General features: G+C 55.8%; 24 protein-coding genes and 1 tRNA gene. 6 read left to right on the forward strand and 19 right to left on the reverse strand.

Translation table 11 applies throughout. The features are described 5' to 3' along the window. Positions 1-7 precede the first annotated feature (7 nt). Together infA and ACR0LH_RS12995 are read right to left on the reverse strand one after the other, a co-directional pair. Positions 8-226: a translation initiation factor IF-1 gene (infA, locus tag ACR0LH_RS12990; protein ID WP_005978431.1), complete on the reverse strand. Its 219-nt coding sequence runs from the start codon at positions 224-226 to the stop codon at positions 8-10. Positions 227-316: 90 nt separating this feature from the next. After that, the gene (locus ACR0LH_RS12995) at positions 317-1,192 is read right to left on the reverse strand and encodes a carbon-nitrogen hydrolase family protein (RefSeq protein WP_480721285.1); all 876 of its coding nucleotides are present in this window, start codon (positions 1,190-1,192) and stop codon (positions 317-319) included. Between the two features lie 214 nt (positions 1,193-1,406). On the opposite strand from ACR0LH_RS12995, the gene ACR0LH_RS13000 reads away from it, so the two are divergent. After that, on the forward strand, positions 1,407-1,607 hold the full coding sequence (locus tag ACR0LH_RS13000) for a DUF1059 domain-containing protein (RefSeq protein ID WP_170385525.1): 201 nt from the start codon (positions 1,407-1,409) through the stop codon (positions 1,605-1,607). A gap of 52 nt (positions 1,608-1,659) precedes the next feature. Here ACR0LH_RS13000 and ACR0LH_RS13005 read toward each other — a convergent pair whose 3' ends face one another. The 8 genes from ACR0LH_RS13005 to ACR0LH_RS13040 form a co-directional block, all read right to left on the reverse strand. Next, the gene (locus ACR0LH_RS13005; RefSeq protein ID WP_480721287.1) at positions 1,660-2,253 is read right to left on the reverse strand and encodes a GNAT family N-acetyltransferase; all 594 of its coding nucleotides are present in this window, start codon (positions 2,251-2,253) and stop codon (positions 1,660-1,662) included. Continuing rightward, positions 2,246-2,644 (reverse strand): ketosteroid isomerase-related protein, encoded by a 399-nt coding sequence (locus ACR0LH_RS13010; protein WP_480721288.1) that lies wholly within the window; start codon positions 2,642-2,644, stop codon positions 2,246-2,248. Before ACR0LH_RS13010 ends, ACR0LH_RS13005 begins: the two co-directional genes overlap by 8 nt. 2 nt (positions 2,645-2,646) lie before the next feature. Further along, positions 2,647-3,099 carry an arsenate-mycothiol transferase ArsC gene (locus ACR0LH_RS13015; protein WP_170411792.1) on the reverse strand — a complete coding sequence of 151 codons (453 nt, stop codon included), beginning with the start codon at positions 3,097-3,099 and terminating at the stop codon, positions 2,647-2,649. Positions 3,100-3,102: 3 nt separating this feature from the next. Then, positions 3,103-3,582: a UPF0262 family protein gene (locus ACR0LH_RS13020; protein ID WP_170385513.1), complete on the reverse strand. Its 480-nt coding sequence runs from the start codon at positions 3,580-3,582 to the stop codon at positions 3,103-3,105. Positions 3,583-4,166: 584 nt separating this feature from the next. Beyond that, positions 4,167-5,468, reverse strand: coding sequence for a histidinol dehydrogenase (gene hisD, locus ACR0LH_RS13025; RefSeq protein WP_480721290.1), 1,302 nt, complete (start codon positions 5,466-5,468; stop codon positions 4,167-4,169). Positions 5,469-5,690: 222 nt separating this feature from the next. Beyond that, entirely contained in the window at positions 5,691-6,167 is a 477-nt protein-coding gene (locus ACR0LH_RS13030) for a DUF2948 family protein (protein WP_170411804.1), read from the reverse strand. Further along, complete coding sequence (murA, locus tag ACR0LH_RS13035) at positions 6,164-7,432, reverse strand: UDP-N-acetylglucosamine 1-carboxyvinyltransferase (protein WP_170486328.1); 1,269 nt, start codon at positions 7,430-7,432, stop codon at positions 6,164-6,166. The genes ACR0LH_RS13030 and murA overlap by 4 nt, the downstream gene beginning before the upstream one ends. Before the next feature lie 6 nt (positions 7,433-7,438). After that, positions 7,439-7,594, reverse strand: coding sequence for a hypothetical protein (locus tag ACR0LH_RS13040; protein WP_170411807.1), 156 nt, complete (start codon positions 7,592-7,594; stop codon positions 7,439-7,441). An 83-nt stretch (positions 7,595-7,677) separates the two neighbouring features. Here ACR0LH_RS13040 and ACR0LH_RS13045 point away from each other — a divergent pair. Beyond that, positions 7,678-7,752, forward strand: a tRNA-Thr gene (locus ACR0LH_RS13045). 144 nt (positions 7,753-7,896) lie between these two features. On the opposite strand, the gene ACR0LH_RS13050 is transcribed toward ACR0LH_RS13045, so the two are convergent. The 5 genes from ACR0LH_RS13050 to ACR0LH_RS13070 all read right to left on the reverse strand — a co-directional run bounded on the left by ACR0LH_RS13050 (position 7,897) and on the right by ACR0LH_RS13070 (position 11,140). Beyond that, complete coding sequence (locus ACR0LH_RS13050; protein ID WP_480721291.1) at positions 7,897-8,292, reverse strand: hypothetical protein; 396 nt, start codon at positions 8,290-8,292, stop codon at positions 7,897-7,899. Between the two features lie 93 nt (positions 8,293-8,385). Beyond that, positions 8,386-8,790, reverse strand: a complete 405-nt coding sequence (locus tag ACR0LH_RS13055) for a hypothetical protein (protein WP_480721292.1) — start codon at positions 8,788-8,790, stop codon at positions 8,386-8,388. Between the two features lie 738 nt (positions 8,791-9,528). Continuing rightward, positions 9,529-9,909, reverse strand: coding sequence for a hypothetical protein (locus tag ACR0LH_RS13060; RefSeq protein ID WP_480721293.1), 381 nt, complete (start codon positions 9,907-9,909; stop codon positions 9,529-9,531). A 340-nt stretch (positions 9,910-10,249) separates the two neighbouring features. Next, a complete protein-coding gene (locus tag ACR0LH_RS13065; RefSeq protein ID WP_480721294.1) occupies positions 10,250-10,831 on the reverse strand; it encodes a hypothetical protein in 582 nt (193 codons plus the stop codon). Between the two features lie 69 nt (positions 10,832-10,900). Continuing rightward, positions 10,901-11,140 (reverse strand): helix-turn-helix transcriptional regulator, encoded by a 240-nt coding sequence (locus ACR0LH_RS13070; protein ID WP_480721296.1) that lies wholly within the window; start codon positions 11,138-11,140, stop codon positions 10,901-10,903. Between the two features lie 474 nt (positions 11,141-11,614). Between ACR0LH_RS13070 and ACR0LH_RS13075 the strand changes: the two genes are divergently transcribed. Next, positions 11,615-13,303: a PQQ-dependent sugar dehydrogenase gene (locus tag ACR0LH_RS13075; protein WP_480721297.1), complete on the forward strand. Its 1,689-nt coding sequence runs from the start codon at positions 11,615-11,617 to the stop codon at positions 13,301-13,303. Positions 13,304-13,475: 172 nt separating this feature from the next. Here the strand turns inward: ACR0LH_RS13075 and ACR0LH_RS13080 are convergent, their stop codons facing one another. From ACR0LH_RS13080 to ACR0LH_RS13090, 3 genes are all read right to left on the reverse strand, one after another. Next, the gene (locus ACR0LH_RS13080) at positions 13,476-13,763 is read right to left on the reverse strand and encodes a hypothetical protein (RefSeq protein ID WP_480721298.1); all 288 of its coding nucleotides are present in this window, start codon (positions 13,761-13,763) and stop codon (positions 13,476-13,478) included. Between the two features lie 90 nt (positions 13,764-13,853). Further along, positions 13,854-14,147 carry a hypothetical protein gene (locus ACR0LH_RS13085; protein ID WP_480721299.1) on the reverse strand — a complete coding sequence of 98 codons (294 nt, stop codon included), beginning with the start codon at positions 14,145-14,147 and terminating at the stop codon, positions 13,854-13,856. Further along, the gene (locus ACR0LH_RS13090) at positions 14,144-15,442 is read right to left on the reverse strand and encodes a tyrosine-type recombinase/integrase (RefSeq protein WP_480721301.1); all 1,299 of its coding nucleotides are present in this window, start codon (positions 15,440-15,442) and stop codon (positions 14,144-14,146) included. Before ACR0LH_RS13090 ends, ACR0LH_RS13085 begins: the two co-directional genes overlap by 4 nt. 320 nt (positions 15,443-15,762) lie before the next feature. Between ACR0LH_RS13090 and ACR0LH_RS13095 the strand changes: the two genes are divergently transcribed. Both ACR0LH_RS13095 and ACR0LH_RS13100 read left to right on the forward strand, forming a co-directional pair. Beyond that, on the forward strand, positions 15,763-16,323 hold the full coding sequence (locus ACR0LH_RS13095; protein WP_480721302.1) for a hypothetical protein: 561 nt from the start codon (positions 15,763-15,765) through the stop codon (positions 16,321-16,323). Positions 16,324-16,735: 412 nt separating this feature from the next. Continuing rightward, complete coding sequence (locus ACR0LH_RS13100) at positions 16,736-17,266, forward strand: hypothetical protein (protein WP_480721303.1); 531 nt, start codon at positions 16,736-16,738, stop codon at positions 17,264-17,266. 146 nt (positions 17,267-17,412) lie between these two features. Here ACR0LH_RS13100 and ACR0LH_RS13105 read toward each other — a convergent pair whose 3' ends face one another. After that, the gene (locus ACR0LH_RS13105) at positions 17,413-17,655 is read right to left on the reverse strand and encodes a hypothetical protein (protein WP_170567904.1); all 243 of its coding nucleotides are present in this window, start codon (positions 17,653-17,655) and stop codon (positions 17,413-17,415) included. A gap of 578 nt (positions 17,656-18,233) precedes the next feature. Between ACR0LH_RS13105 and ACR0LH_RS13110 the strand changes: the two genes are divergently transcribed. Next, on the forward strand, positions 18,234-19,901 hold the full coding sequence (locus ACR0LH_RS13110) for a pentapeptide repeat-containing protein (protein ID WP_480721304.1): 1,668 nt from the start codon (positions 18,234-18,236) through the stop codon (positions 19,899-19,901).

Raw genomic sequence — 19,901 nt, forward strand, 5'->3', positions numbered from 1 at the left:
TAGGGCGTTACTTGAAGCGGTAGTTGATCCGACCTTTGGTCAGATCATAGGGGGTCATCTCGACCTGAACCTTGTCGCCGGCCAGAACACGGATGCGGTTCTTGCGCATCTTGCCTGCCGTATGTGCGATGATCTCATGGCCGTTTTCCAGCTCGACCCGAAACGTCGCATTAGGCAGGAGTTCCTTCACGACACCGGGAAATTCGAGCGTATCTTCCTTGGCCATGTTGTCTCCATCATTACGTTGCACTCGCAGAATCTGCGAGGATGTGCGCCTAAATGAGCCTATTTTGGGCTTATTTCAAGGCCGGAATCACTAAAGACGGGATAATGTGACCGATTCGACTCGGGAAGTCTGCTCGTCCCAATGGCTGCGGTTCAGCACATGGCCGTCCGCACGAACCGTCGCGATGGCGTCAAGGTCGATTTCCGCGAAGGTCCAGCCGGGCTGATTTAGCGCACCTTCTGCCAGTACACCTGTTGCGGGGAATCCCTTGTCAGGCGGGCCAAAAATGCCGCCGGTGCCGGTGTTCATGTCCACAGCTTCGGACCAGTCATTGTTCCCCACGAGGGAAGCCATCACCGTAACACATTGATTTTCCAAGGCTCTGGATATCGCACCGATGCGCACGCGCCAATAGCCGGACAATGCCTCGGTGCAGGACGGTACAAGGATCAGGTCCGCGTCGCTCAGCGCGCGACCCAGCAAGGGGAATTCGCTGTCATAGCAGATCAGCACGCCGATCTTACCCAGCGCGGTATCGAACAGCTTGAGGGGGCCGCCGGGGGCGATGTCCCATTCCTCGCGCTCGAACCGGGTCATGATCTGTTTGTCTTGATGATCCTGCCTGCCATCGGGTGTATAAAGCGCTGCTCGGTTCACCGGGCGGCCCGGACCGTCCACAACCGGGGCCGACGCGCCCAGAATATAGGCCTTATACTCCCGCGCCAGCCGCTGGTGCAGGGTGCGCACATCTTCCATCCGGTCGGATACTGCGTGGATTGACCGCTCCAAATCGCCCGCAACCTCAGCCCCATCCAGCGTCGACAATTCCATCGCGCCGTATTCGGGAAAAACCAGCAACTCGGCCCCCTGCCCGACCGCATCGCGGACCCAGCGTTCCAACTTGTCCTCATACTGTGCCCAGCTATCGAGCCAATCGAGGTTATAGGCGGCGGTTGCGACTTTCATTTGCGGGCGGATCCTTTGGGCCAATTTGCGCGACTTTAGTCAGTTGCGCCTCGATCTGTACAGTCTCATTGCAACCGCAGCGACATACCCACAATCGGGTCCCATTGGGGCGAAAAAGTAAGGGGCATTGAGCGTTCGGCCTCACGTCCGCACCACCGGATTCGGAGGAAGCCCTCAGTTTTGCTATAATTTCCTGAATGGGAGGAGGAATACTATGGCAAATGCGTTTTCATATGCTTGTCGCGACTGTGAAGGCATGGAGGCTTGCCCAGCGAGCGTAGTGGCAGAAACGAAAGAAGAAGTTTGGAAGCTAATGGAGCTTCATGCGCAAGTCGCGCACGGCGAAAATCCGGGCGACTGGGATAGCCAAACGAGGGAATACTTAGGGACCTTGATCAAGCCAGTGAGCGTCTGATTGACCGGAATACGCAGCTGCACAGCCGCCCGAAAAGCATATCAGGGCTAGTCTACAAGTCTCTGATCCAGAATTGCAGCGGCTTCGGTGTCTCAGCGTCTTGCCCGATGTCTTTCCACGAAAACTGAGCGATCGCTTTGGGCAGAGGCGCATATCCCCGCGCGCGCCAAAACTCGTCCAGCGGTCGGTAGTTACCGGGCCGCATCGGATGATCCGACGGGCGCTGCACCCCGCAGAAAGCGCATTTTTTGAAACCCTGCACACGGGCATGCGCCTCACGCAGATCGAAGAACTTATGACCAACACCCTGCCCCCGGTAATCCGACAGCAAAACGGATTCCGCACAATAGAAGATTTGCGACAGGTCCAGACCTGTGCCCTCAAAAGCCGCCGCAAAATCTTCGGAATGGTCGGTCAAAGAGGCACCGGTAGATGCGCCGATCAGTCGATCGCCATCAAAGGCACCCACAACGATGGCCTTATCGCTATCACGGTAGGATTGCAGGTATTTCCGTTCGTAATCCAGATCGCCGTCATACAGGTACGGCCACGCCCGAAACACCTCGATCCGCAGGCGGGCAACGTCGTCCAGGGCAGCCTCAAGCGCCGCTCCGGTCAGAGGGCGGACGGCTGTAACCTCAGCCATTCGAGACCTGTTTGGTCCAGTCTGCGAGGTTGTAGAAGGTCGTAACGCGGGTGATTTTTCCGTCCTTCAGGTCAAAGAACGACCCGGCGGGTAGATGATAGGTCTGGCCGTGCGCATCGGGCAACCCTTCGTCGGTTTCCAGATAGGTGCCGTTCACGGTGAACTCGGCCGCCGCGCGGGTGCCGCCTTCGGCGTCGAACACCACGATATCGGTCAGATTTTCACGATAGCAGCGGTTCATGTGGGCGCAGAAGGCCGCGAACTTTTCTTTGCCAACACGAATTTGGCCTTCGTTCACATGGTGGGCCACATCATCGGACAGGCAAGCCAGCATGCCCTCGACATCACCTGCATTGAAGGCATCGAAATAGGTTTTGACGGTCTCGTTCATGATCACTCCGTAGGCTCGCCCCAGCGGTCTTTCAGATGCTTGATGATCTGATCGCGGGTCTGTCGGTAGTGATGTAGCTTTTCTTCCCGGCTCTCGCCCAGTCCAGTAGGGTCCATTATTGGCCAATAATCGACATCCAGGTGGAAAATCCGCGTTAGTTCCAGCGCCCGGCGCTGGCTGGCGGGCGACAGGGCGACGATCAGGTCAAACGAGCTGAGGTCATCGCCCCATTCCTGCATCTCATCGAACGAACGCGAGCGATGGCGGGACAGCTCGACTCCGATTTCCTGACACACTGCGATGCAGAAACCGTCGATTTCCAGATCGTTGTGAACCCCGGCGGACTGGACATACGTGCCAGTGCCGTAGAACTTTTTCATGATGCCTTCGGCCATCGGTGACCGAACCGAATTATGGTCGCAACAGAACAGGATGGACTGCGGCAGAGGCGTCACCCGTCACCCCCCAAAATGCAGCACGCAGATCAGCGTGAACAAGCGGCGGGCCGTGTCGGTATCAACTTCGGCCTTCCCTTCCAGCCGCTCCTGCAGGACCCGGCTGCCTTCGTTATGGATGCCGCGCCGGGCCATGTCGATGGTTTCGATCTGACTGGGCGGCAGGGACTTAACAGCGTCGAAATAGCTTTCGCAAATCTGGAAGTAATCCTTCACCACCTGCTTGAACGGTCCCAACGAAAGATGGAACTCGGCCGCTTTCTCCTCGGCCTCTGTTGCGATGTCGAACACCAGCCGTTTGTCGCGGATCGACAACTGCACATGGTAGGGGCCATCCGGCACCGCCCTGTCCTCACGCTTGGGCAGGACAAACGAGTTGTCTTCCAACAGGTCATAGATCGCGACCTTGCGCTCCTGCTCGATCTCAGGGGTCGGCGGAGGCAGGTTTCGGTCGTCCAGTTCTATATGCGAAATGCGGGTCATGTGCGTGCAGTCCGTTCAGGTCGGATCAGGCTTATCGCAACAAAAATAATTGGACAACGCGGGAATGGGGCAAATCGGATACTCCGCTGGGTCAATTCCGTGCTTTTGCAACAAATGTTCGACCAGAGCACCTTTATTGAGGTTGCCTATCTCTGCGAACAGGCCGCGAAACCATGAGCCGTGGAGGAACGGCAGTAAGCTCTCCACGAGCGGCTGCCATTTCCATCACACCATTTCCTGCGGTTGCCGCGGGGAAAGAGATACTGGCTCTTTGTCTCCAGTGGCCGCAGTGCGTAGATATCCGGGTCAACCTAGATGTCGGCAGACTTCTACAATAGCTTCAGCCGAAACAAATCTGCATGAACCGCTACAGACCGGTTGATCGGGTCGCGGTATATTTCAGACACAGGTGTTCCAGAAGGCTGAATCGACGTCCGATCCAAAGAGTTGCCACACGTTCCAACTACGACATCTTGGTGCCTGACACCCAGTTCCAGACCGCCGCAGATCAGAGGCGCGATTCAAGCCCCGTCAAACCAACTGATGCGGCGGCAAGCAGAGAGCGCCCCCAAGCCATAGAGGGTTCAATCGTTCAATCTTTTCAGCCGAGCTGTAACAGACAGTCCGTGCGCCTCAAGACTTTCTGAACTGGCCAACTGCTCGGCCGCGGGACCAATCGCCCGCAGAGCCTCGGGCGTCATGTGGCTAAGCGTCGTGCGCTTAAGGAAATCCATCACACTTAGACCCGAAGAAAAGCGGGCTGAACGCGCAGTGGGCAACACATGGTTTGGGCCGCCAACGTAGTCCCCGATTGCTTCGGGAGTGTACTGGCCCAGAAAGATTGCGCCTGCGTGAATGGTTTTCTGACTAAGCGACAAGGGATCAGCCACGCAAAGCTCTAGGTGCTCAGGCGCGATACGGTTGGAGAGGGCAGCAGCCTCGTCCAAATCACGCACCGTGATGATGGCCCCAAAGTCGCGCCAGCTTGCCCCCGCAATCGCGCGGCGTTGCAGGGTTTCAAGACGCTTTTCCACCGCTTCTGCCACGGCTTGACCAAAGGCGGCGTCATCTGTGATCAGAATCGACTGCGCACTTTCGTCGTGTTCGGCCTGACTGAGAAGGTCCAACGCAATCCAGTCAGGGTCGTTGTCCTTGTCAGCTATAACCAAAATCTCGGACGGGCCCGCGATCATGTCGATGCCCACCTTGCCGAACACTCGGCGTTTTGCTGCGGCGACGAAAGCATTTCCCGGCCCGGTTATCTTGTCCACTGGGGCAATCGTGTCCGTTCCAAAAGCCAGCGCCGCGATCGCCTGCGCTCCACCGATGCGATAAATCTCGTCCACGCCCGAAAGTTGCGCTGCCAGCAAGACAAGCGGGTTCACCTGGCCGTCCGGCGTTGGCACGGCAATCGCCAACCTCTCAACCCCGGCCACTTTTGCCGGGATAGCGTTCATCAGCACCGAAGACGGATATGAGGCCAAACCGCCCGGAACATACAAACCGGCCGCCGAAACTGCGGACCAACGCCAGCCCAGTGTCGCGCCGGTTTCCTCGACCCATTGATGGTCAGAGGGCATCTGTTTTTCGTGATACACACGGATGCGATCTGCCGCCAGCTCAAGCGCGGCTCGATCCTCGGGCGAAACTTGCACGACCGCGTCTGCGATTTCTGCCGGGGAAAACGCCAAAGTTTCAGGCGCAAGGTCCAGCCTGTCGAATTTGGCCGTCAGCTCAATAACTGCCGCATCGCCACGAAGACGCACGTCATCAATAATCTGCGCCACAACAGCGTCCACGTCCGGGCTGTCCTCGCGCTTGGCGGACAACAGGGTTTTGAACGCAGTCTCGAAATCAGACGAAGTCGTATCTAGAAAAACGGGCATATTGTGCACTCCGGGGCGTTTCATCGGGACATATCGCCCGGATGGTCCGGCCTCAACCCTTCCGCGGCAGGGTGCAGCGATTTGCGCATGGGGAAATGAGACATTCCGATCAAATTGCCGGAACGAGACAGAAAACCGTTGATCTGAAACACGTCAAACACGGTCGCAAGCCGCAAATCCCAACCCGAAGGCAGGCTTATGAAAGCCTGAGCTACGCCGCGTTTATTCCGGATGATGCGGTGCCTGACCGGACGGAGCCTGATACGGACGGGTGACATCTTTCAGGGTGGCGTCCAGCGCTTCGACCGTCAGGCGAATTGCACCATCGCCGGCCAAAGTCAGCATGACCTGCCCCGCCCCGTCATCGGCTGGCTCGAAATCGACCGACAGCAGAGACATGACCATGTCCTTGTCGCTTCGGTCTATGCCCTGGCTGGCAACCGAAAGAACCGAGTCGAAAACCAGTACTGACTGCACCCGCTCGAATGGGCGATCCCGCATGGCCGCAGCGTCCTTGTCCTCCCACCGAAAACGGTTGAGCAGCAGGCCGAAACGACGCTCGGAGGGGCGCCAGGTCATTTCCGTGATCGGAAATACTGCGTCCTGCGTAAGCGTCGAAATCACCTGAAGATCATCTGTGTCTTCAGCCCCCAGATTCAGCGGGGCTTCGCGTCCATCGTGAAAACTTGCGTCTGTCATTGGCCCTTGATCCGTTCAATTTTGGCACCCACGCCTTCCAGCTTGCGCACCACATGCTCATAACCGCGATCCAGATGATAGACCCGACTTACGGTCGTTTCACCTTCTGCAGCCAACCCAGCCAGAATCAGCGAAACCGACGCGCGCAGATCGGTCGCCATGACCGGCGCTCCCTTCAGACGCTCGACGCCTGTTACGGTCGCCGTGCCGCCGTGCACTTCGATATTCGCCCCCATGCGCACCAATTCCGGGGCATGCATAAAGCGATTCTCGAAGATACGCTCCTCTAGAACCGAGACTCCGTCCGCAGTGCACATCAGTGCCATCATCTGCGCCTGCAGGTCTGTCGGGAATCCGGGGAAGGGTTCCGTGACCACATCCACGGCGCTGACCCGTCCATTCTTACGCGCGACTTTCAAGCCCTTGTCGGTTTCAGTGACATTCACACCTGCCGCATCCAGTTTCGCCGCGAAGCTTTCGACCAGAGACATACGACCGCCCAGCAGTTCGACCTCACCCCCGCAAATGGCCGGGGCCAACATGTAGGTGCCCAGTTCAATCCGGTCTGTCACAACCTGATGAGTCGCGCCATGCAGACGATCAACGCCCTGAATCTCGATGGTCGAGGTGCCCTCACCGGCAATCTGCGCGCCCATCTTGCGCAGGCATTCCACCAGATCGACGATCTCTGGCTCGCGCGCGGCGTTTTTCAGAACCGTGGTGCCCTTGGCCAGTGTCGCAGCCATGACGATATTTTCGGTCGCACCGACGGATGCAAAACGCATCTCATGCACCGCGCCTTTCAGCCCGCCGGGTGCCTTGGCATGCAGATACCCGTCTTTCAGTTCAATCTCTGCGCCCAGCGCCTCAAGCCCTTCGACATGCAGGTCCATGGGCCGCGCACCGATCGCGCAGCCGCCGGGAAGCGAGACCACAGCCTCGCCAAACCGCGCCAGCAGAGGACCCAGCACCAGATTCGAGGCCCGCATCTTGCGCACGATCTCATAGTCCGCCGTGTGGCTGGTCAGGTCATGGCTGGACATCGCCAACACCTGCCCGTCCTGCAGCGACGACACCTCGGCCCCCAGCGATTGCAGCAGGGCGGACATGGTCTTGATGTCGCTCAGCCGTGGCGCATTGGTCAGCGTCAGCGGTTCATCGCTTAACAGCGTGGCCGGCATCAAGGTCAGGCACGCATTCTTGGCCCCCGCAATCGGTATCTGACCATTCAGCGGCCCGTTGCCTGTCACCAGAATCGAATCCATTTGCTCTTATCCCTCGTCCTTGCCGGTCTTGTCCTCGGATGCCGCGCGCGCCTTGGCCTGCGCCTTGCGCCGCGCCATATTCGCCTTGAGCGCTGCCTTGAGCCGCTCTTCGCGTGCATCACCGGATTTGCCGTGTTTTTTAGGTGTATTTCTGTCTGCCATTGTCTTTCTCTACAGGAGGCGAAAAAAACCGTCCAGACACCCTTGCGCACCGTTTCGTTTGAGTCTAATCACCCGCCCACAGCGCTGCTGTAGCTCAGAGGTAGAGCACTCCCTTGGTAAGGGAGAGGTCGAGAGTTCAATTCTCTCCAGCAGCACCATCTTTTCAATGATTTACCGTTCTGCAATCCAAGTGAGATGCCCACCCGTGGCGCACATGTGGCGCACATTGAAGTTATTTTGCGTGGTTGCAAAACCCCATCAGTACCGTTTGGAGCACAGCTGAAACTCTACTCATTTACTATTCAGCGCGACAGACAGTGCAACTCGTAGTCGTGAACTGTGGTTGATGTAACCTCACCGTAATCAAGCAGGATTGTCTCTACCCGGAGCATGTGGCCATCCAGCTTCGCTCTGTATTTTACCCCCAATCCCGGTCCGTCCGGAAACTCCAACGACACGTTGGCCTCCTGCTGGGCCCCGTGCAGGTGGATCACCTCAACCGCAACCCCAAATACCGACCATGAACCCTTCGGTCCCTGAGCCAACATCGTAAACCCCTCCACCGGGGCCTCAGCGCCGCCCGTGCTGTCGTAGATGGTTGTCTGCGTGGTTTCGCAGGGCTTCCAATTCCCAAACGCATTTGCTGTGGTGGCCGTCAAGATAAGGACAGCGAACGAAAATATTGCTGTGAATTTCAATTTTATTACTCTCATTTTGTTCATTCGCACACAAATGTAACCAAAACGACGAAGACCGCGGCCCCGCCAAACGCTTGCCACAGGCTAGTTTTCTCAGAACTGCGCATTCCGATAGGGTGAACAGACACCGTGCCAAACATCACTGATGCTAGAGACTTCGTAATCGCCCTCAAAGTCATTTCGATGGTACCGACCGGTATAACGATGAATTTCTACGTAAATCGACCTAGCCGGTTTGTTGTTGCCATCCATTGCAGTTACGCAGCGCCAAGTAGCGTGAGTTTCGGTAATGTAGAATTGCGGCTCGTCTAAACAGTGGCTCGGCTTGCCAAGTGCAACCAGTTCGTCATTATCGTAAAACAACGGAACATTCTGAATTTTCCAACGCCCGCTGCCGTCTGTGGACTCGTATTCGCAGAGCAAGTAGCCGGTTTCTTCAGCACAAGCGATAGTCGTTGTGAACAAAACAGCGGCAGCGGTTAAAATCCCTCTAATCATTGATAAACCTCGAAACTGTCCAAAAACTTGTTCAGCTTGAACTAGACGCTAAAGCGCAGTCAATCATGCGTAAACGGGACAGCGTTTTGCGATTTAATGCCAGTTTCGGCTTTCTTTGGCATAACTGTAATTTTGCCCCGATACCGTCACGGTTTTGGCGTTGTGGTCATGCTATTTCCAAACGCTTACATAGGTTTAGGCGGCATTTTGGTGCGCAATTTACCCCACGCCAATATCGGGGATGAGATTGGCGTGGGGTTGTAGGATAGCCCAAGCGGTAAATACACCGGGTTTCCTCCACTCAGACGGAAACTACTTGAGCTCACTACGAAATTCGACGCTATACGAACTCAATCACTAAACATGCATCCAGATTACATCCTTGTTAGCACCACCACTGACTTGCACGTTTACCGATGTCGCCATGCTCTGCTTCTGCAACTCCCGCTGCAATAGCGCGCAGTGCGTTGGGCCAACGGAAACAACGCCTCCCCACATTCCGCGCAAATTCGCGTACCGGTGGGCAGTGGTTGTCCTTCACGTTGGGCACGTAACAAACGACAGTGTTCCTCAAATGCCGCATCGTGTTTCGCCTGCGTTTTGCGCCAACGATATACGGCATTGCGGCAGGCGTCAGCACAATACCGGCGCGATGGCCGCAGCGCCAAAACTACAGTGTTGCAACAGCGGCACCTGATCAGCAGTTGCGGGGATGAGATAAACTGCAGCGGCAACGTTCTACTCCTGTCGGCCTGAGCTCCCCAAACCCCACGGCCTCCCATCCACAACGCCGCTGCCACTGCCAATCGCACGTTGCGTGATTTGTTGCTGTTGCTGCGATTTGCGTTTGGCACGATAGCGTTCCCGATTGGCCCGCACATTTTCGGCAGTATCCAGAATTGCGATGTCCTGCACGCTGCGCACGCTCAGGTATGAATTGCCGTCATGGGTTTCCAGAGACAGCGCCCCCGATACCGTGACCGGAACGCCCTGTACAATATGTTCCGCCAGGGCCAACGCCCGTTTGCCCCACAGGCTCGCCCCTACAATCATTGCATCGTCACCTCGGCCCGACGTAATGCGGAAGTTAGCAACATCCATCTGTCCGGCTTTGGTCATTTGTGCGCCTTTACTGACGCGTCCCGCTATTGTGAGTATCATCATGGTTCATCCCCCATTGAATTGACTGTGATTGATGTTGCGTGTGCTTTTTCGCCTCTGCCCATCCACGGCGATGTTGCGCCCGTGGCCGTTGGCGAGACAGTGCAGTGAAAGCGCCGCGATGGCCGCGACCGCTGTTCTGACATTTCCACTGGTGCGTCGGGCGGTGATAGTTCGACACCTAATCCGCAACCACTGACGTTTCCCCAGCAACTGCGCGAACGTTTCCGCATGTACTCACGCCCGTTGGTGCGCCGCGCCATTGACGCTAAAGTCGGTTGAAGTCTACGCACATGCATCAGAACTCCCCCGGTGGTACGAGATCATAACCGTCCCACTCGTCTGCGTCACCGGTGATGCTCAAATCGCTGCTGTCCGCGACACGTATACCGAAGGCATCCGGCTGAGCCGGATACAACGGGGGGTTATTCATCCGGCTCACGCTATTTGACGGGGCGTCCGTTGCATCCACTTCAGCCGGATCCAAATCGGGTTGCGTTGTATCCGGTTCAACCGGATGTAACGGTTCCACCACATCCACACGGTTTGGCCCGAAATCATACCTCGGCGCACGCCGACCTTTGCCGGGTTCAGCTTCGTAGATGACACCCAGCGCCAGCAACTGTTGCAGCGCGTGTGTAGCCGTGGAATTGGATACTGCCATCAGTCGGGCAATCGAGTTCTGCCCACGTTGCCATCCATACTTCGGGTGCCATTTGCAGGCCATGAGATGCAGCAACAGCTTTGCGGACATATCTAACCGCAAATCCCGAAAGCACGTCTCTGCATACGCACGGGCCTGTTTGTGGCTGGTGATAACCGTGTGCACGGCTTGTCCGTCCGTTCCGTCACGGGCATACTGCTTGATGTCACGTTTCATCGCGTAGCCCCATCTGCGTCTCTGGCGTAGAGTTTGGCTGGCGGGTGGGAGTTCATCGTCCCACCCGCATCACCGTTCTGCCGATGCTTCCAGCGCTTCGAGAATGTGCAGCCCGCGATATTTGGGTGGCGCATTCTGATACAGCCGCGTCACTTTTGGTCCACGTCCATCTTTCCGCCAGCGCTCAACCGTGCGTGGGGAAACCCCCAGAATAGCCGCCAAATCCTGCGTGCTATAGAGCACGTCTCGTACCACCATCCCCCCGGCAGCGGCCAGGACAGGCTGTTTAATATGCGTCATTTCCGTCATGTGTATATCCCGTGTAATCGGCGACAAATCTCTGTCAGCACAAATGCCACGGAACCTGTGTCCGTTTGGATTGGGCCAAACGGACTATTTTCTAACCATCTGATATCTAATCGCTTTACAGGCGAGGGCAGGTTTGCCTATATCGGATGCACGTGAGTTAGGCGACAGAGCGGGCACTGACGTCCTTCGCTCCAGGGTATTGCGCTGCGTTAGCCTAACGGCAGCAAATATCAGCGAATTGCAGATCCGTCCAAGTGTTATGGGTGCTCACCCGACAATTCGTCACGGGACTCCTTATACGGACGAGGTTGCACCGGAAGACCCGGTCACTAAGCTTGAAAAACCACTAAGCCTACAAAGACCTATGATTGTTTGACAAAACACATTGTGGTGAGATTTTCCAAGTTGCCCGCCGCACCGAAGTCCGTGTAAAAATAGATATTGTTTCTTGGTGAAAAATTTGCGGGTAGATCGTTGAAAAAAATTTTGTGGATTTCATTTGCGGGCGCATTGTGTCTTTTTGCCTTATTGTTTGCAGGAGGCTGGGCAGGATTTTCTCTGGCAGAAGCACTGAGCCGACAAACCTCTCTTGCATCACGCATCGCGGTTCGTTTGGAAAGTATTTACAACAGCGGTGTTAAGAGCGGCACTTCGTTACAAAAAACTATCGAAACAAACCGTCTAAACCTCAATCAAAAAACGGTTTTTCTGCCTTTGGAGGCCGCCTACTATGCGGGAGGTATTAGTGACTTCCAAGGAACGTCAGTTCTGATTCTCGACCGGCTAGGGAGCATGTTCCATGTCCAGGATGAGACAGTAAACAAAATCAATGTCATAGCGCCGGAAAACAATTTTGCCGCCCTCGAAAAACAGTCAGAAGCCGGCGCGTTCGAACCGGCTATCGTCGATCTGAAGTGGTTTCGCTACAACGATGTATTGCATTTGAGCGCAGGCGGGCGGGACTGGCTGCTTGTTTCTTACTCAGAATGGCACCCCGAAGAGTTCTGCTTTAATTCGGCTATGGCCCGCCTAGAGGTTCCAGTTGGAAAACAACCGGAAGATTGGCAGGCTGAGTCAGATGATTGGGAAATCATTGCTCGAACTGAGCCCTGTCTCGCGCCGCTCGACAAGTCCTATGCGATCCGTGGATTAGAAGCCGGTGGCACAATGGCCCAATATGGTGAATCAACAGTGATCTGGACTTCGGGAGTTTATGAACGCGACGACGAATATGAGGGTTCGGATATTTCAAAAGCACTTGGTCAGGATCACAACTCTGACTACGGCAAGGTTTTGGAAGTCAATATTCTAACTGGCACAACGCGGCACATAGCGCGCGGCCTGAGAAATCCGCAAGGACTGGCAATTGATGCGCAGCGGCGGATTTGGGTAACTGATCACGGTATGCGCGGCGGCGACGAGCTCAACCTAGTGTTCGAAGGTGCAAATTTCGGCTATCCGGCTGTAACCTATGGCACCCATTATAATCGAACTCCCGCAGGCAATGATGGTCGACATGCTAACCACGATGGTTACGACCAACCGATGTTAGCCTTTGTGCCTAGCATCGCGCCTGGCTCGGCGATGGCTATAGAAAACTTCAACTATGCATGGGATGGCGACATTCTGGTCGGAGCTTTCCGCGGTTCGCTGTATCGAGTTCACATCGAAGAAGGTCGCGCAATTTATGCAGAGCGCATTGATATCGGAATACGCCCGCGCGACATGGTTATGTTAAACGATGGACGTTTTGCAGTTTTAACTGATTTTCGGCAGCTAGTCTATTTCTCGGTCGACGAGGAAAAGACTCCAACCGAAAATGCCTTGGCCTCTATTGCATTGATTGATGATGCTGAAAAGCGTCAGGAAGTTTCGGAAACTTTTGACACCTGCCTGCAGTGCCACGACCTGTCTGAAAACTGGCAGGGCGCGGGCCCTTCCCTTCAAGGCGTTTGCGGACGTTCGCCAGGTTCTCTCGAGGCATACGGAGGGTATTCAGGCGCGCTAGCGCAAATCGAGGCTACTTGGAACCTTGAGCGTTTAGCCACATTCATCGCAGATCCGGAAGCTGTCGCGCCGGGGACATCTATGGTTTCGGGTAAGATAAATACTGATGTTGCCGAAGAGATAGCCCGGCTGCTGTGCCTCGTCGACGCCCCATAACGGGCGAATCTTTCAAATGGCCAGAATACCTGTTTTGTCTTGGTACAGCGAGCATAAGAGTGCCGCAAACGCCTCCCCCGAAGCTTGGTGGGGTGTCGTCCCCAGCCCTCCACAAGGTGGTCCTGGATTGGGCCAAACGGACTATTTTCTGCCCATCTGATATCTCATCGCTTTACAGGCGGGGGCAGGTTTCAGGAGCGTATGCCCGCCCCACCTTCCGCAGCGTGTCGCGTGCTATCATGATTGGGTTTTCCGGCGGGCAATAACTCCGCGTCATGAAATCCTGATAAATGTCCACCGCATGCTCCGGGTCCGCATCCGTGTCGACGCCGGGCCCCGAATTGATACGCTGACGAGGCAGCCAATCGGCTTCCCATTTCCGCACGCGTTCGACGCCGTCCGCCCGGCCCATACTGCGCAGTATCCGCGCGACTTCAGCGCGGGCATTCTTCGCTGTCAACGCCTGCCCGTGGGCTTTTCCATCGCGCAGAAAACGCACCGCCGCGATGGCCGCACAACGCAGCAGGGTTTCCCCAGCTGGCTTCTGGGGCTAGCCATTGCCCCGTTCACGCGTGACTGCTGTGCCTGCATCGTGCAGTATTTCAGCCCGTAACCGCCGCAGTTCTGCCAACTCATCGCCCTGTATCAGTTCCGGGTGTGCCGCGTCCATGTACCGGATAATCGCTGTCAGCGCTGTGCCCCGCTTCATATCTTTAGACTGGTGCTGCATTGCGTGGGTCAGGTCAGCCCGCATCTGCACATACGCCGCCCCAACCCGCCGCCCGTCATACGTGGTTGGCATCTCCGACAGTCTCTGATTGCCCGTGTCGCGCTCGTTCGTCATGCGACCACCTCGGCAACGTGACTTTCCCATAGCGCCTGCGCATCTACACGCTGCGCCCACAGGTCCGCCGCCGAATATCGCCCCAACAAATCAGGGCGGGCGTGGCCAATCATCAGTTCGCAAACACGTTCCGGTACGCCCAGCGCTTCCAAACCGGTACGGTATGTTCTGCGCAGCGCATGAAACCCAAACCCCGGTATGCCCAGCGCCACGCGCAGAGGTTTCAGCAGCTGGGTAAACCCGCTGATGCGCTTGCCATGCCGACCGGGAAACACAAGGTCAATTCCGGCCAGCCGCTCCTGCGCATCCGCAAGGGACAGCGATGATGTACCCAGAGGCACACGCACAGCCTCACCCATTTTGTGCAACGCAGCCGGAATGGTCCAAACGTCGCCGGATATGTCCGCGTGCGTCATCCAGGCTGTTTCGCTGCGCCTCTGTCCGGTCAGCAGCATGAACCGCAGCAGATCGCGATGCACCGGGTTTGTCAGTTGGCCTGTCACGATCCAGAAACCACGGATTTCCTCTGGCGTGGTCAGCGTCACCTTGGGGCGCGTATTGAGTTTCTGGGTGCGCGTTTCCCTGTCCCTGCGATACCCGGCCAGCACGTTGGCGGGCAGATACCCAGCATTTGCGCCCCAGGTCAGCAGACCGGACAGACACTTGCGCAGATAGTCGCTTTGCTGCCCGCCTGCCTCAATCGCATCCATCACGCCCACGATCTGCGCCCGTGTCAGGTCCTGCGCTGGGCGGTTCAGGTATCGCCAGAGGTTACGCTGCAGGCATGAAACCACATCGTTGCGCTTTACGACGCCACGTTGCGCCAAGCGTTCGGCGTATGCGCTAATCAGCAGAGACAGGGTGAGCGCGTCGGTTTTGTCCGTTGGATCTATGCCCTGCCGCATATCAGCCAGCAGCCGCAGCGCCTCATCGCGCGCCCTGGCCAGCGTGACCGCATCAACCGACCCAATCCGCACGTTGCGGGCAATAGCCCTCCGGCCAGAGCCAACACGCCCTTTCACATAGTAGGACGCCGACCCGCTAGGCTGCACGCGCACAATCAAGCCCGGTGTCTGCGCATCCCGCACGTCATAGGGCTTAGCGCGCGGTTTGAGCCTGGCCATGCGCTGAGCTGTGAGCTTGATCGGTTCGGCGGGTTTGGGTTTCAGGCGCACCACGGGCGCGGGCTGTCTGTCTGTCATCGTTTCCGTCTCATCATCGTTTGGCGTGTGGCGCACATATGGCGCACCAGATTGAGGGCTTGTGGCGGCCTCAGTCAGCAGAATAGACCGCATATTCCTGTAATTGAAGGGATTTCTGGGGTTTTGGCGGGCGCTGTCTATTCCCACCTGTCCCTTGGTAAGGGAGAGGTCGAGAGTTCAATTCTCTCCAGCAGCACCATAATTCAACACACCTAAAACCAGAACACCAAATGCGCGATCGTCTGGGCGCATATTGCCAATGAGCAATGGCACTGTTCCCTGTGGTTGGTCGCACGGCTTAAACTCCGCGCGCGCCAAAAGCACACTTGTCCTATCGTGGCCGAGGCTCACGAGTTTGCAAAGTTACTCGAAAATACTAGGCTCGGCGTTTTGTAACTAGTGTTGTGTTGTCCGTGTTTCTTCAGAAGTATCTATTTTGGCTTGTTTTTGCGCTTTGCTGCACAGCAGTGATCTGTGGGCTAGCGCTTTCTGTTGACGGTTTTGTTGAGCGTCACTTGCAGGAAGACAAGACCATTGAAATGGCTGGAGCCTTCGCTTTCTTATTTGGTGCCGTCATGTGTTCAGTTGCCGTGCTCAGAGGCGCCGGCCTGACTGCCGTTGTCGTGGGCATATTGTGCTTCGTTGCATTTCTTGACGAAATGAGCTTCGGCGAACGTCATCTAGGGCTGGAACCCTTCGTGATAAACGGTGTGGAAATTGATGCCGTGCATGACTTGTTGCAATTGTCGTTGGCAATTGTAGGTGATCGAGGGCTATGGCTGGCAATCACGATCGTCATATTTTTATTGGGCGCGAGCCTATTGCTGTACATGATCCGAACCTCAGACACTGTAAGGGCGATAGTCACCCACGGCACGATGCCGCAAATTGCGGTCGCTTTAACTCTCATAGCTGCCGCGCAGATTATCGACATAGACGTGGGGGTAGCGATCGTCAGCAAGACACTTGGTTAAGGCGCAAGTGTCTGGGTGTACAAGTCACATTTCGAGGAAGCCGCGGAATTTGTGGCCGCAATACTGTTTTTATTTGCAGCGTATCAACTCATGGCCGGGCCAATTGCAGCCAAAAACAAGTTGCCCTCCAACAGCGTATCTCGTGGGCCTACCCTGTAAAGAACCTTTTACACTTACGGGTCGTGTGACAGGTAGACCGCCAAGGTTTACGCTGGGTTTAAGGCGGGCACAGAACAGATTTAATCGAGTGGCACCGGCCAAGGCCAAGAAGAATTGAGGCAAACTTTCCGTGTGATATCCCGATTTTTTGGATTTTTTCGAGTTGGTCAAAGCCTGACAACTGTCCAAGCACTCAATTGTCTCCAAAACGGAAATACTGTACACTTTTAGTTGCTCTGACGAGGACAAAACCATGAAGTCCCCCGCGCAATTATTTCTGCAGCATCTACATCGCAAACATGACAGCGCATCCCGACCTAACGCCTTGCTCTATTGGATTGAGGCTGCGACTGACGCCCAAGTGCCTGAAGACGAGCTAGGCCCGTTATTCTGGGAGGTCATAGCGGATGCGTGGTCGGACTTTGAACGTATCGACCACGAGGCATACGCTGAAGCCATGGCCCGCTTTCGTCCGTACTGGTCGCGGCACCGGTACTTTAGGGGTTTGCTTGGCTTGCCGCGGACGATGACTGTCTATCGGGGTCAATCGGCAAATGCGCCTGCGGGCCTTAGTTGGTCGTTGAACCGGGAAATTGCAAAACAGTTTGCCCGAGGTCGGCGCGGACCAGCAGTATCTAACCCGACCGTTCTTGAACGCGTAATAGAGCGCAACGACATTGCCATGTATATTACCAAGCGCGACGAAGCTGAAATTGTCGTCTGGGGGACAACCAAGGGCAACAAAGGCTCAATACATACTATGCAGGCTGATCCTGTCGGCTGAAACGGCCACGATTTTTTGCAATCGTATGGTGGAAGGACCGCGACCCGTCTTTGAACCGCCGGTACATTGACGGCACGTTGGGTCAGTGTCGGATGCCCGGCGCTTTTTGATGATGCAAACTTGGCATACCCATAGCCGCCCCTGCGTCACTCGGTGAAATGGGCTTCAAAATGCAATACGAGATGTTTGGGCTTCTGGCTGTTCTGCTGCACTTTCACGTCGTCGCGCGCTTCGCGCATCAGTCGCAATACTGTTTCCAGATCATCACTGTCGGTTTTCATAAGCCCGTAGGCATGTAAAATCTTTCCGGCAGGCTCGTGCTCACCAGCTAACGCCAGTTCCGTGGCGCATTGCCACGAACGGTCTTTGACCATGTCGGAATATATCATCGGTGATAGGCTCCTCGATTAGTCGTTCTGGGTTTCCATCCACCACCGGCACCATAACGTAAGCCTCTGTCCCACACCGCTGCATGATGATCCGGTTCGGTCCTGATACCTCTGTCATACAGGATTTCTTCGGATCGCACAGACACTTCAGCAGATACAGCATATCCGTTGGACAGTCTGCACAAAGCCCGACTTTGATTTCACCGGACCTCCTACCGGCCGCCAGCCCTGTCGCGTCAATTTCGCAATCTTGGCGTTCAATGAGGCCAAGGTCGGCTCTTGAATCAGTCTTTCGATATTCGCCATACGCCTATCTCCATTCCAATCACACAGATGATGTGGAACGTCATCAACAGGACGACATGTTCCAAAGCGCCAATGACGTGCGCTTTGCGGCCAAATCTGCCGGTTGCGCTTTGTCGCCGCACCTTTCGATCTAACAAACTGTACCCGCCGTTCGCGCAGTGGTCCTGACACCACCTCATTGCGGAACACTTTCCGAGATTTGCGAAAATATGGCATAACCCTTCAGAGCGCTTGTCTCGAAAATCTATGTTTCTCAGAAGCGGGAGTGGTGGATGGGTATCAGATTGCCTTCCCGGACGACCAAATCGACCAAATGTCCGAATTGCGGTGAGTTAACAAATGCATCCGCAAAAACATGCTCGGCCTGCGGAGCGTATCTAACGGCGAACTGGTCGGGTTTTCAGGGGCGGACGCTATGGGATGTTCTGAACCTGCTGATTGTGCCCTTTGTCTTGGCGGTTGGTGGTTTCTGGCTGAATGATATCGCGGTCAAGCGGCAAAACGAACTTCAACGCCAGGAAACCCTAAGACAACGAGAGAGGGATGAAAGCAGGCTGCAAACAAGCGCGATGCAAGCCTATTTTGATGCCATTGGTGAATTGCAACTTGAGCAATCGCTAGGGAAAGCATGGGCCAGACCCGCAGTTTTGGCGATCGCAAGAACCAAGACACAAACCATCATGAGGGAAATAAACAGCGAAAGGCAGGGACTGGTCGTTCAGTTTCTCAAGGATGCCAACCTCATCGTTCACAAGCGGACGGCTGCAATGGAACCACCTGCGCGCAGCAGCGACTGCTCTGCACAGATGACCGGTACGAAAGGAGCTCGTGCATTCCTTTCCCTGGAAGACACAAAGCTGATCGGGGTGTCTCTTGCCAATGCCGATCTGCAGGCTGTCGAGCTGGCACATGTCGATATGCGCGAGGCCGATTTGCGCAACGCCAACCTCGCCTCGGCCATTATGGTGAGTTCGGACTTTCGCGGGGCCAATTTGAGTTCGGCGAACTTGGTTGGTGCAGACTTGACCGGCGCGTATCTGGTGAATGCGCAGTTGCGCGGCGCTGGATTAACGGGTGCGACGCTGCGATGTTCTTTCCTAAGGGGCGCGAATCTTGAGGCCGCGGATTTGCGCCGCGCCAACTTTCACGGCGCGTCACTGGAGGGCGCGAACTTTTGGGCGGCTGACGTGCGAAACGCCGACTTCTCGGAAACGTTTCTGCGCGAAGCTGATTTCAAGGACGCGTTTTTGGATGGCGCGGACCTGAGTTGGGCCGATCTTCAAGGCGCTTTTCTGGACGATGCGTTTCTATTGGGAACGTCGTTTCTGGGCGCTGACCTGACCGACGCGGATCTGAGCAACGCGAGTTTCATCGAAGAATTCTACGACACTGACCAAGGCAAAAACGAAGCCGCCCAAAAAGAAAACTCTCAGGCTGCGCAGCGGGCGCTTCTGAATGCAAAGCTCTGCAATACCATGATGCCCGACGGTTCGATCGAGAACCGTGATTGCCACACTATTCCCGGCGCTGCATCTGGCGCGCCTCTGGAGATTATCCCCATCAAGGACGTGGAAAGCATTGTTGGGACGTATTTTATCGAAGGATATTTCGACGGCTATTTTGACGACACGATAAACGCGTATATCGAAGAACGATGTTGCTACAATGGTATTGTCTCGATTCAGGCGGAAGAAGGTCTTGCGAATTATGTGCGCCTTCACTGGACGATAATATCCGATGACGAAAGCCAGCAACGGGCTGAAGGTGTCGGCCAAGTCACCGACGAGGGGCAGCTATATTTCATATTCTCCATGGGAGAGTACAAAGGCGACGGCTTGACCTCTGTCACGGAAGACATCGGGATGTCGTCGAGGTTCAAATACCTGTTCAATGGCGGGTTTGGCGGCGAAACATGGGGGTTGCTGGAAGCTCGGGAATAA

The organism is Ruegeria sp. CL6 (assembly GCF_056536465.1).